Annotated in this window: 14 protein-coding genes and 1 riboswitch; of the genes, 6 read left to right on the forward strand and 8 right to left on the reverse strand. The window is 26.7% G+C overall.

Translation table 11 applies throughout. The features are described 5' to 3' along the window. Window positions 1–18 precede the first annotated feature (18 nt). Window positions 19–984 (forward strand): biotin synthase BioB, encoded by a 966-nt coding sequence (gene bioB / locus Q7K47_04455; protein MDP0506465.1) that lies wholly within the window; start codon window positions 19–21, stop codon window positions 982–984. Between the two features lie 46 nt (window positions 985–1,030). Here the strand turns inward: bioB and Q7K47_04460 are convergent, their stop codons facing one another. The 6 genes from Q7K47_04460 to Q7K47_04485 are packed head-to-tail and all read right to left on the reverse strand — an operon-like array spanning window position 1,031 to window position 6,718. Then, window positions 1,031–2,167 carry an aminotransferase class I/II-fold pyridoxal phosphate-dependent enzyme gene (locus tag Q7K47_04460; GenBank protein ID MDP0506466.1) on the reverse strand — a complete coding sequence of 379 codons (1,137 nt, stop codon included), beginning with the start codon at window positions 2,165–2,167 and terminating at the stop codon, window positions 1,031–1,033. Between the two features lie 22 nt (window positions 2,168–2,189). Continuing rightward, entirely contained in the window at window positions 2,190–2,894 is a 705-nt protein-coding gene (gene dapD, locus Q7K47_04465; GenBank protein ID MDP0506467.1) for a 2,3,4,5-tetrahydropyridine-2,6-dicarboxylate N-acetyltransferase, read from the reverse strand. Window positions 2,895–2,920: 26 nt separating this feature from the next. Further along, window positions 2,921–3,616 carry a 4-hydroxy-tetrahydrodipicolinate reductase gene (gene dapB, locus Q7K47_04470; protein ID MDP0506468.1) on the reverse strand — a complete coding sequence of 232 codons (696 nt, stop codon included), beginning with the start codon at window positions 3,614–3,616 and terminating at the stop codon, window positions 2,921–2,923. Beyond that, window positions 3,607–4,494 (reverse strand): 4-hydroxy-tetrahydrodipicolinate synthase, encoded by an 888-nt coding sequence (gene dapA / locus Q7K47_04475; GenBank protein ID MDP0506469.1) that lies wholly within the window; start codon window positions 4,492–4,494, stop codon window positions 3,607–3,609. The genes dapB and dapA overlap by 10 nt, the downstream gene beginning before the upstream one ends. Before the next feature lie 11 nt (window positions 4,495–4,505). Then, on the reverse strand, window positions 4,506–5,492 hold the full coding sequence (locus Q7K47_04480) for an aspartate-semialdehyde dehydrogenase (GenBank protein MDP0506470.1): 987 nt from the start codon (window positions 5,490–5,492) through the stop codon (window positions 4,506–4,508). Between the two features lie 20 nt (window positions 5,493–5,512). After that, on the reverse strand, window positions 5,513–6,718 hold the full coding sequence (locus Q7K47_04485; protein MDP0506471.1) for an aspartate kinase: 1,206 nt from the start codon (window positions 6,716–6,718) through the stop codon (window positions 5,513–5,515). A 110-nt stretch (window positions 6,719–6,828) separates the two neighbouring features. Continuing rightward, window positions 6,829–7,001, reverse strand: a riboswitch (Lysine riboswitch). 151 nt (window positions 7,002–7,152) lie between these two features. On the opposite strand from Q7K47_04485, the gene Q7K47_04490 reads away from it, so the two are divergent. Then, on the forward strand, window positions 7,153–8,337 hold the full coding sequence (locus tag Q7K47_04490; protein MDP0506472.1) for a M20 family metallopeptidase: 1,185 nt from the start codon (window positions 7,153–7,155) through the stop codon (window positions 8,335–8,337). Window positions 8,338–8,366: 29 nt separating this feature from the next. Here the strand turns inward: Q7K47_04490 and Q7K47_04495 are convergent, their stop codons facing one another. Both Q7K47_04495 and Q7K47_04500 read right to left on the reverse strand, forming a co-directional pair. Continuing rightward, entirely contained in the window at window positions 8,367–8,849 is a 483-nt protein-coding gene (locus Q7K47_04495) for a GDYXXLXY domain-containing protein (GenBank protein MDP0506473.1), read from the reverse strand. Further along, window positions 8,849–10,615, reverse strand: coding sequence for a DUF4401 domain-containing protein (locus Q7K47_04500; GenBank protein MDP0506474.1), 1,767 nt, complete (start codon window positions 10,613–10,615; stop codon window positions 8,849–8,851). The genes Q7K47_04495 and Q7K47_04500 overlap by 1 nt, the downstream gene beginning before the upstream one ends. 195 nt (window positions 10,616–10,810) lie before the next feature. Between Q7K47_04500 and Q7K47_04505 the strand changes: the two genes are divergently transcribed. From Q7K47_04505 to Q7K47_04520, 4 genes are all read left to right on the forward strand, one after another. Beyond that, a complete protein-coding gene (locus Q7K47_04505; GenBank protein ID MDP0506475.1) occupies window positions 10,811–13,543 on the forward strand; it encodes a transporter substrate-binding domain-containing protein in 2,733 nt (910 codons plus the stop codon). A gap of 142 nt (window positions 13,544–13,685) precedes the next feature. Beyond that, the gene (locus Q7K47_04510) at window positions 13,686–13,952 is read left to right on the forward strand and encodes a metal-sensing transcriptional repressor (protein MDP0506476.1); all 267 of its coding nucleotides are present in this window, start codon (window positions 13,686–13,688) and stop codon (window positions 13,950–13,952) included. A 15-nt stretch (window positions 13,953–13,967) separates the two neighbouring features. Then, complete coding sequence (locus tag Q7K47_04515) at window positions 13,968–16,424, forward strand: heavy metal translocating P-type ATPase (GenBank protein ID MDP0506477.1); 2,457 nt, start codon at window positions 13,968–13,970, stop codon at window positions 16,422–16,424. Between the two features lie 232 nt (window positions 16,425–16,656). Continuing rightward, window positions 16,657–16,950 (forward strand): HU family DNA-binding protein, encoded by a 294-nt coding sequence (locus Q7K47_04520; protein MDP0506478.1) that lies wholly within the window; start codon window positions 16,657–16,659, stop codon window positions 16,948–16,950. Window positions 16,951–16,963 lie beyond the last annotated feature (13 nt).

Below are 16,963 nucleotides of genomic sequence, written 5' to 3' on the forward strand. Positions count from 1 at the left end.
TAAAAGGGAGAATGGAAAATGAATTTAGAAAAGTATATTGATGGCGAAGTAACAAAAGAAATAGCAATGGAGTTAGTTAATTTAAAAGGAAGTGAACTTTTAGAATTATTTAAAGTTGCTAATATGACAAGAGAAAAATATTGTGGTGATAAAATAGAAACTTGTACAATAACAAATGCAAAGTCTGGAAAATGTTCAGAAGATTGTAAATTTTGTGCTCAATCTGAGAAGTATAATACTTGTATAACCACTTATCCTATGAAGGATATTGCAACTTTAGAAGAAGAATGTAAAGTTGCAATAGAACATAATAGCGATAGATTCTCAATAGTTACAAGTGGAAGAGGAATTAATCAAGGAACAAAAGACTATGAAACAGTAGCTAAATTTGCAGAAGATATGACAAAGGATGGTAAAATTGAAATTTGTTGCTCAATAGGTCTTTTATCAGAAGAAGAGCTTAGATATTTAAAAGGAAAAGGGATTAATAGATTTCATTCAAATTTACAGACATCTATAAAATCATATAAAGATATAGTTGCAACTACTCATAATGTGGAAGATAGAATTGAAACTATAAAAAATGCTCAAAAAGCAGGAATGAAAATTTGTTGTGGCGGAATATTAGGAATGGGTGAAACATGGGAAGATAGAATGGATATGGCTTTTACTTTTAAAGAATTAAATGTAGATGCAGTTCCAATGAATATTTTGAATCCAATTCCAGGAACTCCTCATGGGAATAGAGAAATATTATCAGTGGATGAAATATTAAAAACAATAGCTATATATAGATTAATATTAAAAGATAAGGGAATAAAAGTAATAGCAGGAAGAGAAAGTATTCTAAAAGATTTTATGGGAAATGCATTTTTAGCAGGAGCTAATGGAATGATGATTGGTGGATATCTTACAATAAATGGAAGAAGTATTGAAGATGATTTTAAATTTATAGAAAATTTAAAAAAATTATGGGCTAAATAAAAATAATTAAATAATAGAAAAAAGCGGTGAAATTTCACCGCTTTTTTTAATTCCCTTCTATATATATTTTTAATCTGTTAACAACTTCTTCCAAGATAGGGAGATCGTAGATAGAAGATATTCTAAAATAATTTTCTACACCAAAAGCAATCCCTGGCACAAGGGCAACCTTTGATTTTTTTAGTAAATCAATAGCAAAATCATAAGAATTTAGCTTTGAAATATTAGAATAGTTAACAAAAATATAGAAAGCTCCTTTAGGTTTAACTGGTTCAAGTCCCAATTTTTTTAGCTCGTCATATAGATAAAGAGCTCTTTTTTTATAGATATCTTTAAACTCACTTCTATCATCAAATCTTTCTAGAGCAACTTCTCCTGCAAGAATTGAAACTGCCATAGGTGAACTTAATGTATAAAGTGTTGTGTTTAAAAAGTTTTTTCGATATTTAACAGGGAAAATAGTATAACCAATTCTCCATCCAGTCATAGAATGAGATTTTGAAAATCCATTTATAATAATAAGCTGTTCTTTTATATTTTCAAAAGAACCGAAAGAATAAAATTCTTCAAAAGCAAGTTCACTATAAATTTCATCTGAAATTATAAATAAATCTTTTCCTGCTAAAAAATTTGCAAGATTTTTCATTTCTTCATATCCCATAACATTTCCTGTAGGATTACAAGGGTTACAAAATAAGATAGCTTTTGTTTTATCAGTTATATATTTCTCTAAAATTTCAGGAGTTAATACAAAATCATATTTAGAAATATCAATATAAACAGGTTTTGCATAACAAAGTTCTATCATAGGAGGATATCCTGCATAAAATGGAGAAAGAACAATTACTTCATCTTCTGGATTAAGAATAGTTCTAAAACAAGAAGATATAGCCTCAGATGCTCCTACATTTACAATAATATTATCAGTTTGATAATTTGTATTATATTTTTTATTATAATGTTTAGCGATAAGAGAACGAATTCTTTCTCCACCTCCAGTTGGTGGATAACTAAGTTTTATATCCTTAGCTCTTTCAAATGCTTCTAATACAATTTCCTTAGGTGTCTCTAAATCTGGTTCCCCTACAGTTAAATCAATAACATCTGAATAGTTTGTTGCTTCTTCTTTTAATGCTCTGATTAAAGAGTATTGTAAATTACTAACTACTTTGTTTACTTCCATTTATGCCTCCTTATCTTTAAGACTATTTTCTTAAGTCATCAACAAGTTGAGTTTTTCCTAAAGTTTTTTCATCAACTGTTTTTATAATTTTTGCTGGATTACCTCCAACAACAGCTCCCGCAGGAACATCTTGTAAAACTATAGAACCAGCTCCAACAACAGCTCCTTTTCCAATTCTAATTCCTTCTATAACTACAGAATTAGCACCAATTAAGACATTATCTTCAACTATTACTGGAGTTGCAGAAGAAGGTTCGATAACCCCGGCTAGAACAGTTCCAGCTCCAATGTGACAGTTTTTACCGACTGTAGCTCTTCCACCAAGGATTGCTCCCATATCTATCATGGTATTTTCTCCGATTATAGATCCAATATTTATAACAGCTCCCATCATTATAACTGCATTATCTCCAATAGTAACTTTATCTCTAATAACAGCTCCAGGTTCTATTCTTGCATTTATATTTCTAAGGTCAAGAGTAGGAACTCCAGAATTTCTTCTATCATTTTCAATATGAAAATCAGTTATAGTTTCTTTGTAATTTTCTAATATTTTAGATATTTCATCAGATTCTCCTATTAATATATAAGAACCTTCTCCTTTAAAAACTTTTGCAGTTGTTTTTAAATTTTCTAAATTACCATTAATATAAGCCTTCACAGGTGTACTTTTTGTTGAGTTTTTTATAAATGCTATTATTTCTTCAGCAGTATTTAATCCGTTCATTATTGTCCTCCGTTTAAATTTAATTATTAAAATATATCTTTCATAGAATAAAGCCCAGCAGGTTTGTCAGATAAAAATTTAGCAGCTGTTATAGCCCCTTCTGCAAATATTTTTTTAGACATTGCAGTATGTTTTATTTCAATGATTTCATCATTTCCACAGAATAAAACAGAATGTTCTCCAACAATAGTTCCGCCTCTAACAACATGTACTCCGATCTCATTTTCTTCTCTTTTTTTAATTCCTTCTCTTCCATATTGTTCTTTCATTTTTTCTTTGCAGCCTTCTTCAATAACTTCTAAAATAGTTTTAGCAGTTCCACTTGGAGAATCAACTTTTTTATTATGATGTTTTTCAATAACTTCAATATCGTATTTATCATATAATATTGGAACTATTTTTTTAAGAACATCTTGCATAAGATTAACTCCTAATGACATATTCGATGATAGAAGAATAGGTATTTCTTTTGAAAAATCTTTTAATTTATTCAAAGTGTTATCATCATATCCGGTAGTTGCAACAACTAAAGGAATTTTATTTTCTCTAGCATATTCAAGTAGAGAATTTAATCTAGAAAAATGAGAAAAATCGATTATAACATCTCCTTTTTCATTTGTTAATTCATCTGCAAAGCCACTAACATTTAAATTTTCTTCTTCTTTTAATAGGTCAGAAACTACTTTTCCCATAGCTCCTGTTCCGTGTATAATTATATCCATTTGTCAACTCCATGTTTATTTAATATAGTATGTAAAGTTTTTTTGTTTTCTTCAAACATTTCTCCAAGAGGTAATCTACAAGGTCCAACATTATAACCTAAAAAATTCATAGCATTTTTTATAGGAATAGGATTTGTTTCTATAAATAAAGCATTTACTAAATCATTATAATCTAATTGTAATCTCATTGCTTTATTAATGTCAGAATTTAAAAATGAAATAACCATTTTATGTGTTATTTTAGGTATTATATTAGCTGAAACAGAAATAACTCCTTTAGCTCCAAGTGATAATAAGGGAACAACCATATCATCATTACCAGAATAGATAGTAAGAGAAGGAATAACTCTAGCTATTTCAGCAGCATAAGAAATATTTCCACTAGCTTCTTTAATTGCTATAATATTATCAAATTTAGAAAGTTTTTCTAAAAGAGGTATTGATAAATTAACTCCTGTTCTAGAAGGAACATTATAAAGAATGATAGGACAATTAACGGCTTCAGCAATAGCTTTATAGTGATTATATATTCCATTTTCATTACCTTTATTATAATAAGGAGTAACAATTAATAATCCATCTACTCCAAGTTTTGTAGCCGCAACGCTAAATTCTATAGCATGTCTTGTGTCGTTTGAACCAGTTCCTGCAATTACAGGAATTCTATTATTAATAACTTCAACAGTAAATTTAATTACTTTCAAACTTTCTTCATCTGTCATAGTAGCAGATTCTCCAGTTGTTCCATTGATGATTATAGCATCTGTTTCATTTTCAATATGAAATTCTAAAAGTTCTTTAAGTTTAGGATAATTTACCTCCATTGAATTTGTAAATGGTGTGATTATTGCAACTCCTGATCCTGTAAATAAGGTCATATTTTTTCCTCCTATTTATTTATATTTTTAAATAATTCTGCAATTTGAACAGCATTAGTAGCTGCTCCTTTTCTAATGTTATCTCCTACAACCCAAAAGTTAATGCTTTTAGGAGCACTAAAATCTCTTCTAACTCTTCCTACAAGAATTTCATCATGTCCAGTTGCATTAGTGGCTAATGGATATTCATTATTTTCAGGATTATCCACTAAAATCATTCCTGGATATTTAGAAAAAATATCTCTTACTTCATCTAAATCAAAATCAGTTTCAAGTTCTGCAGTGATAGAAACAGAATGAGAATTAACAACGGGAACTCTAACACATGTTGCAGTTATTGGAAGATTAGGTAATTCTAATATTTTTCTAGTTTCATTTACCATCTTCATCTCTTCTTTAGTGTAACCGTTATCCAAAAATATGTCAATATGCGGAAGACAGTTATTAACTATAGGATGAGGATAATTTTGAGGCTTTTCTCCTTTTAATCCATTAGTTAAGTCTAAAACACCTTTTTGTCCTGAACCAGAAACAGCTTGATAAGTATTAAAAATTACTCTCTTTAATCCATATTTATTAGCTAATGCTTTAAGAGGAAGCATACATTGAATAGTAGAACAATTAGGGTTAGCTATAATTTTATGATTATTAAAAGCAGCATTACTATTAACTTCAGGAACAATCAAAGGAACAGAGTCATTCATCCTCCAAGCAGAAGAATTGTCTATCACAAGGCATCCTTTTTCAGCAGCTATAGGAGCGAATTTTTTACTAGTATCTCCTCCAGCAGAAAATAAAGCGATATCTATTCCACGATCAAAACTATGTTCAGTTAATTCTTCAACTATATATTCAGAACCTTTAAAGCTAATTTTTTTACCTGCACTTCTTTTAGATGCAAATAAATATAATTCTGTTATTTCTAAATTTCTTTCTTCTAAAACTTTTAAAAAAGTACTCCCTACTAACCCAGTAGCACCAACAATAGCAACTTTCATTTTAAATCCTCCTAGTTTATTTATAAATTAAATTCTTCAGCAACGGCTTTAACAGCAGTTTCAACTAACTCTCTATCAATACTACATGAAACACTTATTTCAGAAGTAGTTACTTGATAGAAATTTACATTAGCTTTGCTTAAAGATGAAAAGAATCTTCCAGCTATACCAGAGTTATTAATCATTCCAACTCCAACAATAGAAATCATTCCTAAATTGTCATTATAATCAACTTCAGCTTCTGGAATAGTTTCTTTTACTTTTTCAATAACTTGTTCTAATAAATATTTTTCATCAGATTTACAACTAAATGAAAGATCAACATGACAGTCTTTAGTCATATTTTGTGTAATCATATTTATATTTAATCCTCCAGCATCAACAATTGAAAATATTTTAGAAATTTTTTCAGGTGAATAACCAATATTTAATATTCTTGTAATAATAATTTCTTTTGTAATACTAATTCCTGTAACTAATTTTTCTTCTAATGCATTAATTGTATTCATGATATAAGTTCCTCCAGATTCACTTAAAGATTTCCCGACAAATATAGGCACATTATATTTTTTACCTATTTCCACAGCTCTAGTTTCCATAACTCCAGCTCCCAAATTAGACATTTCCATCATTTCTTCATATGATAATTGTTCTATAAACTTAGCTTTTGGGTGTAGTCTAGGATCAACACTGTATATTCCATCTACATCAGTATAAATTCTGCATTCGCATTTTAAAGCTGCAGCTAATGCAACAGCACTAGTGTCAGAACCTCCTCTTCCAAGAGTTGTTATATCTCCATGTTCATTGATTCCTTGAAAACCAGCAACGATTACTACTTTTCCTTCATTAAGATATGCCTTTATTCTATCTGTATTAATACTTTTAATTTTACTTTTTGTGTGCACTCCACTAGTTAAAATATTTGCTTGAGATCCTGTTAAGGAAATAGCTTTTGTTCCCATGGAATTAATAGCCATTGAAATAAGGGAAACAGTTTGTTGCTCTCCTGTTGATAGAAGAGAATCTAATTCTCTTTGATTAGGAGTTTCAGAAATATCTTTAGCTAATGAAATTAATTTATTTGTAGTTTTTCCCATTGCAGAAGCAACTATAACTATTTCATCATATTTAGTTTTCTTTAATTTTATTATATACTCAGCAATAGCTTTTATTTTGTCAATTGTGGCAACACTAGAACCTCCGTATTTTAGTACTACTCTCATTTGTAAATCTCCTTTGTTTTAAAAATTTAATTAAATAAAAAAGACCAACAGATTACAAACTGTTGGTCTAGTAATTTATACTAATGACGCATACTAAAGTCTAGTAAGACACAACAGAAAGCACAACATTGAATAATCAATGACAGTAACACAACTTTTAATTATGTCCCCAATATAAACTTACCTAAGGTTCATACTTCGGCAATTTTCCCTTTCACTATATTTCAAAATTTTAGGTAAACTCTATATAGCTACTAATGTCAATTGCTCCTCAATCTGATTCTTATTTAATTAAGGTGTATTATACACTTATAACAGGCAAAATAAAAATATATTTTATAAATGAATAGTATTGATATAATATATTTTATTTAATTGCTATTTTTGATTAAACTTGTTTTAATTAGATAAAGAAAAAAATTAGGAGGAGAAATATGAAAAAAAAAATATTAAATTCAGCAAATAAGATAGGAAATTTTGTTATTGATGTTAGAAGGGAATTACACAAGTACCCAGAATTAGGTTTTTCTCTTCCCAAAACAACTGAAATAATTTGTAAAATATTAGATAATTTAAAAATAGATTATCAAAAAAATATAGGTGAAAGTGGTATTGTTGCAAACATAGAAGGGAAAGATAAAAATATAACTTTAGCTTTTAGAGCAGATATGGATGCATTACCAATAATTGAAGAAACTGAATTTGAATTTAAATCAGAACATTATGGGAAAATGCATGCATGTGGGCATGATGCTCATATGAGTATTTTACTTGGGGTGGCAAAAGTTATTTCAGAAAATAAAGAAGAGCTTCCATGCAATGTTAGATTAATATTTCAACCAGCAGAAGAAACAACAGGAGGAGCAGTTCCAATGATAGAAGAAGGGGTTCTTAAAAATGTGAATGGAATATTTGGGTTACATGTTGATCCTTCTATAAATGCAGGAAAGATAGCAATTAAGTATGGAGCTATGAATGCAGCTTCAACAGGGATAAAAATAAAAATTAAAGGGAAAAGTTGTCATGGAGCTTATCCAAGTACTGGAATTGATGCAATAGTTATAGCAGCTCAAGTAATAACTGCTCTTCAAACAATAGTTAGTAGAAATATAGATTCAAGAGAATCGTTGGTTTTAAGTTTTGGGAAAATTATAGGTGGAGAAACTGAAAATGTAATAACAGGGGATGTTTTATTAGAAGGAACTATTAGGACTCTTTCTAATAGTTTGAGAGATTCTATAAAACCAAAAATAAAAAATATGGTTGAAATGATTTGTGAAGGAATGGGAGCTATAGGAGAAGTAGAATATAGAGACAGTTATATGGCTCTTATAAATAAAGATGAATTTGTAGATTTAATAAAATTAAGTGGAAATGAAATTTTAGGATTTGAAAATGTTAAAGAAAAGAAAGTTCCAGAAATGGTAGTTGAAGATTTTGCATATTATTTGGATAAAGTTCCAGGTGCTTTTTTCAATCTTGGAGTAGGGAAAAAAGGAGAGGAAAATAAACCTTTACATAATGGTTTATTTTCGATTGAGGAGTCATCATTAAGCTTAGGAGTTAAAGTTCAAATTATGAATTTATTAAAAGCTTATGATTATTTAAAAAATATATAAATAAAAAGGAAATGTATTACATTTCCTTTTTATTTTGCTTTTATAATTTTTAAATTTTTATCTAATAAATATTTTAATCTTAATTTTCCATTTTTAAGAATAATAACTTCGGCATATTTTGCATTTTGGAAGAGATATCTTTGTCCTTCTTGAAAGAAAAAAGAATTGGCTCCAATATCTAGAGTGCTATAAGTTTTAATGAAATAGATTAATTTTTCATTGGTAGATAAAGGAGTTAAAGAATTTTGAATATCCATGTAGTGTCCTATGTTTTGTTCGTCTATATAAATTTTAATATATCCTTTTTTTAAGTTTTTAAGGTCTTTATAACTATCATTTATTATTTGATAATCAAGATTCATATAATCTCCTTGAATTAAAGATCTTGGGTCAACAGGACTAAGTTTTAAATAAAAAGAATATTTTTTTAAGTTAGTTTCTTCTTTAGACACAGAATATCCAAAAGTAATTAATAATAAAAAAATGTTTGAAAGAACAAGTATTTTTTTCATTATTTAACCTCCAATTTTAATTTGTTAAGAAGATAATATCCTAGAAATAATAAGGCGCTACTTTCCAAAAGCATATATGATTTTTTAATTAATGTTATATCTAAATTATAATAATAACTTATAATTTGACCTCCTAGAAAAAGAATTGAAATTATTAACATTTTTTTTTCTTCTTTGAAAATATAAAACAATGTAAACATTATTCCTAAATTAATAAATTCTAAATTAGTAAGACTACCATTTAAAATAAAAAATTCAATTAAAAGAATAATTAACCCTATTGAAATTAAAAGATTAATATTTTTTTTATGAAAAATTTTATAAAAAATAATTAAAGATATTCCCATAATTAAGAGATCAATTATATAAATACCAATATGAATTTTATTATTTAAATAAATTGAAAAAATAGATATCATAGCTGATATTTCAGTACCTCTAAGTATTCTTTTTAATTTATTATTTAAAAAGTTATTGTAAAGTAAAGATATTAATAAAATAATTAAAGGAATAATAACAAAGATACTTTCAAATTTATAAGGAATAATATTAGAAAAATAAAGTCCAAAAATTAAAGTAGGAACAGAAAGAAAATCTAAAGCCATAGATTTTCTTACAATCCAAAAAGTTCCATAAATTATCCAAATAATTAAAATTCCAATTAATTTATTAGAAGTAATTGTTTCCATAATTCCTAAAAATATTAAAATAAGTCCAGAAATAAAAGTAATTATTTCAATAGTTTCTTTTTTAAATTTTAAATATTTAGGTGAAAAGCTAGCTATAAAAACAAGAAAAATTCCTCCCAAGTAAAAGCCTAATTCTTTAAGTCCTAATAGAGAACTTAAGCCTAAGAAAAATAAAATAGTAAGAATTATTAAAAATGTTTTAAAAAATCCTATAAAACTTTGTGTAAAAAAAGAATTTTTATATTTTTTTGAAATTATTATTAAACTAATAAGAAATAGACAAATAATAAAGAATATTCCCAAAATAGCAGTCTCAAGAGAATAGAAGTTGAAACCTATAACATTATTAATAACAAAAGAACTTATGACAAAAGTAATAGAAGTTATTTGAAATATTTTTATTTCTGGTTTATCTAGAGTTTTTTTATTTAAGAAAAAAAATGAAATCATAACAATTATAAAAATAATTCCAAGAATGGATTTGTCATAAAATTTAATTCTAGATGAAACTAAAGAAGAACAAAAACCAAGTGTTAAAAAAATAATTGATGAAAAGGATATTAAATTGTAAAAATATCTTTTAATAGGTGAAGACATTTTTTTTGATAATATTATATATATAAAAAAACAAAAGAAAAGAAATATTCCTCCAGAAAATAGAACTAGTATAGAATCATCATAGAAAAAGTCAATATATTTCATAATTGAAATTGTAAATATAGTAATATTTAAAATCCAAAGAGGGTAAAATTTTTCTATTATTGAAAATAAAATAATAAAAAATCCCCAATTACGAAATAAAATATAAGAATCTGCTCCTGTTTGGTAGATTTGTCCAAATACAGCAAAAAGAGATCCTATAAAAAAAGAAGATGAAAATAAGCAAAGCTGACGATATTTTTTATTTTTTTGAAAAAATAGCCAACCGATAATTCCAAGTAATATTAAAAATAAGGGTAACGATAATTTTTCATAATTTCCCATATAATTCCAATTATAAGCAAAGAAAAAACTTGTTCCAGTAAGTAAAAATAATATAGCAAAAGATAAAAATAAGTTTTTTAATTTAAGAAACATAGAGGCCTCCAAATTTTATTAAATATTATAGTATTAAAATTATTTTGATTATATCATAAAAATAAATTTTTAATAACTAAAAATTTATTTTAAAACTAGAAATACAATAGTAATTTTAAAGAAAGTTTTGTATAATAAAATAGATAAATTGTATTTTTTGTGAAAATATAAAAATTTTAATCAAAGGAGACATGAATGAAAAATATAAAAAAAGTATTATTTTTTATATGGGTATTAGTTTTTCAAATAAGTATAATCTGTAACGCTTTGGCTAAAGAAAATAATGATCAGTTGATTAAAATTGGGTATATGGAATTTAGTGATTTTAATAAAATTGATAAAGAAGGAAATGCAAGTGGTTATGCCTATGAGTATATAAAAAAACTGGAAAAAAAGGGAAATATAAAAATAAAATTAATTTCAGGATCTTGGGATGGGATAGTAAAAAGTTTAGAAAATGGTAATCTTGATTTAATAATGTTAGGTCATATAACAGAGAAAAGAAAAAAGAAGTATGATTTTTCAAGATATAGTATGGGATATTCTAAAGGAATAGTTTATACAGAGCCAAAAAATGAAATTTATTATCAAGATTATAAAAATTTTAATAATAAAAAGATCGGATATTCTTGTGATCCTTTAGGGGAAAGATTTTTAGAATATGCAAAAGAAAATAATTTTAAATGTGAATTGATTAGATTTTCTTCAAGATTTAAAGCTGAAGAAGCATTGCAGAAACAAAAAATAGATATGATAGCTTCTGAAATAATGGAATATTCATCAACATTGAGAGCGGTAGATTATTTTGATTTATCACCTCTTTATGTTATGGGGTTAAAAGGTAGTGGTAAAATAGAACTATTTAATAAAGCTCAAAGAAAATTATATGAAGATAATCCTTTATTTAATACAAGTCTTATAAAAAAATATTATTCAAAAATTTATAATGAAAAAACACAACTTACAAGAGAAGAAAAAGAGTTTTTAAAAATTAAACCAGAGTATACCGTAGCAGTATTACCAAATCGATTTTTTTTATCACATTATGACAATAAAACTAAAAGATATGAAGGTATTCAAGCGGATATAATAAGAGCAATATCTAAAAAATCAGGGATAAAGTTAAAGATAAAAGGCACTAAGAATGGAGAAAATTTATTAACAAGTATTGAAAATAAGAGTACAGATATGTCTATAGGGCTTCAAAAAACAGAAAAGCTATTGTCTAATGAACAATTAGTTTTTGCTAAAAAATTAATTAAAATGCAATGGTCTTTTGTATATGAAAAAGATAGAAAAATAAATTTTAATAGAAAACAGATAATAGGTATTCCAAAAAATTTTTTATCAGTACGTGAATTTATAAAAAAAACTAAGCCAAATTGGATAATAAGAGATTTTAAAACTATAGAAGAGTGTTTTAGAGAAATTCAAAGAGGAGATATTAGTTGTACCGTTGTTAGTAATCTTGACGCACAATATTATTTACAAAATCCAAGATTTAAAGATTTAAAAATATATCCTATGCCTGTGATGGATAATTCTATGAATTTAGTTATATCATCTGATGTAAATCCTTTAGTGAAAAGGATATTGGACAAAACAATAATAAGCATGGATGAATCTATTTTTAAATCAATTGTAACTAAAAATGTAATGGAAGTTCATTATAAAATGGATTTTTCAACATGGCTTTATGCTTATAGATATGATTTGATGTTATCTTTTATTACGATATTAATATTACTTTATGGATTTCTAGTTCATTCTATGAGAATGCATAAAAAAAATAAAGAATTAGATAAAGCTAATTTAGCAAAAACTAACTTTTTAGCTAGAATGAGTCATGATATGAGAACTCCTTTAAGTGCAGTAATAGGTTTGTCTAACTTTGGAATAGATGAAACTAAAGATATAAAAACTAAAAAATATTTTAGACAAATTAAAGAAAGTTCAGAATATTTATTAGAACTTTTAACAGATGTTTTGGATCTTCAAAGATTAGAATCAGAGAATATATTTTTAAAAAATAAAGTTCAAAAAATAGGTGGAGTTTCTAATAAAGTTCAAACAATAATTAGAACTAAAGCTTTAGAAAAAAATATAGATTTTCAAATAGATACAGAAGAAATAGATAGAGAATATTATTCTAAATTTGATTCTAAAAGAGTAGAACAGGTATTGATAAATTTATTAAATAATGCGATAAAATATACTCCTTCAGGAGGAAAAGTTATATGGAAAACTAGATTTTTTGTTGAAAATAAAAGACTAACAATTATTGATGAAATATCTGATAATGGAATAGGAATATCTAAAGATTTTCAAAAAATAATGTTTAATGCATTTTCTAGAGAAAAAAATAAAGATACTTCAGAAACTGATGGAGTAGGGTTAGGACTTTCGATTTGTAAGAGGATTGTAGATGCTATGGGAGCGAAAATCTATTGTAAAAGTAAAGTGGGAGAAGGGACAACTTTTAAAATTATAGCTACTTTTGATTTGATAGATAAAAAAAGAATTAAAGGAAAAAAAGAGGAAAATTATCATAGAATAGATTTTGATAAATTTAAAGGTAAAAAAATATTAATATGTGAAGATATTGAAATAAATGCTAAGATTGTAATGAAAATATTAGAAAATCATAATTTTGATTATGCTTGGGTAAAAAATGGTAGGGAGGCTGTAGAAATAACAAGGGAAAATATATTCCATGCAATTTTAATGGATATAAGAATGCCTATAATGGATGGATTAGAAGCGACAAGTAAAATAAGAAATTTTAATAAAAAGGTTCCTATTATAGCATTATCTGCTAATGCTTATGATGAAGATATGGAAAAATCTTTCAAAGTAGGGATGAATAGTCATATAGGTAAACCTATAAATATAAAGGAGCTTATTATAGCTTTACATAAATTAATATAAGAATTTAATTTCATAAATATTAAGATTAAAGAAAGAGAATTAGTTTTTTCTCTTTCTTTATTTTTATTGACAAATAAAAATAAAGATGGTATACATATAGAAACACCCCCGTGCAGGGGGGGTAGAGGAGGATGTTTATAAAATGAATGAAGAAAGAAAAAAAGCATTACAAACTTTGAAAATAGCTAGAGGACAGGTTGAAGCTGCAATTAAGATGATAGAGGATAATAGATATTGTATTGATATTTCTAATCAGATTTTAGCTTCCCAATCTCTTTTAAAAAAAGCAGATATATTAATAATTAAGCAACATATGAAACATTGTGTAAAAGAATCATTTAAGAACAATAATGAAGATGAAAAAATAGATGAGGTTATAAAACTTTTAACCAAAATGATGGGAAAATAAAAGGAAGGGATTACTATGATGAAAAAAATATTGAAAATTCAAGGAATGACATGTGCTGCTTGTGCAAAAACTGTTGAGAGAGTTAGTTTAAAATTAGATGGGGTTACTAAAGCAAGTGTTAATTTAACTACAGAGGAACTAAGTATTAGTTATAATGAAGGATTAGTTTCAGAGAAAGAAATAAAAAAAGTTATTGAAAATGCAGGTTACACAGCTTTAAGTAAGGAAGAATTTCCTTCTTTTGAAGAGAGGAATAAAGAAAAACAAAGTGAAATTAAATTGCTTTGGAAAAGATTTTTAGCAGCAGCTATATTTACAGTACCTCTTTTATATATATCTATGGGACATATGTTCGGTTTAGCTTTACCCAATTTTTTAAACCCAATGATAAATCCAGTTAATTTTACATTATCTCAATTAATATTGACATTACCTGTTGTAATATTTGGATATAGATTTTATACAGTAGGAATAAGGACTTTAATTAAAGGAAATCCTAATATGGATTCATTGATAGCAATAGGAACTGGAGCAGCTTTTCTTTATGGAGTATATGCAGCATATCAAGTTATGATTGGAAATATAATTTATGCAAAAAATTTATACTTTGAATCAGCTGCAGTTATTATAACTTTAATATCTTTAGGAAAATATTTAGAAGCAGTTTCGAAAGGTAAAACTTCAGAAGCAATAAAGAAATTAATAGATTTAGCTCCTAAAATAGCAACGATTATTAGGGAGGAAAAAGAAGTTACTATTCCTATAGAAGAAGTCCAAGTTGGAGATATAATAATAGTAAAACCTGGAGAAAAGATTCCAGTAGATGGAAAAATTATAAGTGGAAATACTTCTGTTGATGAGTCTATGATTACAGGAGAAAGTATTCCGGTTGAAAAAAATATTGGGGATAATATAGTAGGTGCAAGTATTAATAAAAATGGATTTATAAAATATAGAGCAATAAAAATAGGAGAAGATACTACTCTTGCTCAAATAATAAAATTAGTCGAAAATGCTCAAGGTTCAAAAGCTCCTATAGCTAATTTAGCAGATGTTATAGCGGGATATTTTGTACCAACGGTCATAGGGTTAGCCCTTTTATCAAGTTTAGCTTGGTATTTTATAGGAGGGGAAACAGTTAAGTTTTCTTTAACTATTTTTATATCAGTATTAGTTATAGCTTGCCCTTGTGCTTTAGGACTAGCAACTCCAACAGCTATAATGGTAGGGACGGGGAAAGGTGCAGAAAATGGAGTTTTAATAAAAAGTGGAGTAGCTTTAGAAAAAACTCATGAAGTTGAGATGGTAATTTTTGATAAAACAGGAACAATTACAGAAGGAAAACCTAGATTAACAGATATAATTAATTTAGGGAATTTAGAAGAAAATAAATTATTACAATTAATAGCATCAGCTGAAAAAGGATCAGAACATCCTCTAGGAGAAGCTATTGTTAATGAAGCTATAGAAAGAGGAATAGAATTAAAAAAAGTGTCTTCTTTTGAAGCGATTCCAGGACATGGTATTGAAGTAAAAATAGAAGGTAAAAAGATATTAGCTGGAAATCTAAAACTTATGAAAGATAAGAAAATTAAATTAAAAGATTTAAAAGAGGCGTCAGATAGATTAGCTATGGAAGGTAAAACTCCAATGTATATAGCTGTTGATAATGAAATTGCAGGAATAGTAGCAGTGGCAGATACAGTTAAAAAAAATAGTAGAAGAGCTATTGAAAAATTACATGAAATGGGAATTAAAGTAGCGATGATAACAGGAGATAATAAGAAAACAGCAGAAGCCATAGGTAAGCAAGTAAATATAGATACAATTCTTGCTGAAGTTCTTCCGGAAGATAAATCAAAAGCAGTTAAAAAATTCCAAGGATATAATACAAAAGTTGCAATGGTAGGAGATGGAATAAATGATGCTCCAGCTTTAGCACAAGCAGATATAGGAATAGCAGTTGGGAGTGGAACAGATGTTGCTATTGAATCAGCAGATATTGTTCTTATGAAAAATGATTTAAGAGATGTTCCTACAGCTATTTTATTGAGCAAAAGTACTATAAAAAATATTAAACAAAATTTATTTTGGGCTTTTGCTTATAATACATTAGGTCTTCCTGTTGCTATGGGAGTTTTACATTTGTTTGGTGGGCCTTTGCTAAATCCAATGATAGCAGGAACGGCTATGAGTTTTAGCTCTGTATCTGTTGTAACTAATGCTCTTAGATTAAAAAGATTTAAAATAGAGGAGGATATTATGAGAAAAGAAGTTTTAATAGAAGGGATGAGTTGTATGCATTGTGTAAAGCATGTGACAGATGCTTTAAATGAAGTTTCAGGAGTAACAGATGTTAAAGTTGATTTAGAAACAAAAATAGCAGTTTTTAACGTTTTAGATAACATTAATGATGAAATTATAAAAAATACTATTGAATCAGCAGGGTATAAAGTTATTAAAATAAGTTAATAAAAATAAATTAAGGGGAAAATATTTTCCCCTTAATTAAATAGTAAAGATATATGAGTTTGTTTGAGAAAAAATCCATAACACCTTGACACATATTATTATTCAAAATATCTATTAAATTTCCTTTTTTTTAATTTGCTTTTAATTAAAAAAATAAAAAAAAGCTTTACAAATTAAGAATTACGGGCTATAACCATAGTAGTGTTTTAGATAAAAAATAAGGAGGAGAGGTATGACAAAAAAGGAATTTATAGCAGATATTGCTGAAAATGGAGCAATAGCAAAAAAAGATGCGGAAAAAGTGGTAAATTTATTTTTAGATACAGTTTCAGATAACCTAGAAAAAGGAAATTCAGTTAGTTTTGTTGGTTGGGGTAAATGGGAAGTAGTAAAAAGAGAAGCAAGAGAAGTCAGAAATCCTCAAACAGGTAAAAAAATGAAAATAAAAGCAAAAAAAGTTGTTAAATTTAGAGTGGGAAAAACTTTAGAAGATAAAGTTGCTAAATCAAAAGCTAAAATAAAATAAAAAAGATGAAAAT

This window comes from Fusobacterium sp. JB019, from assembly GCA_030673965.1.
GTDB lineage: Bacteria > Fusobacteriota > Fusobacteriia > Fusobacteriales > Fusobacteriaceae > Fusobacterium_B.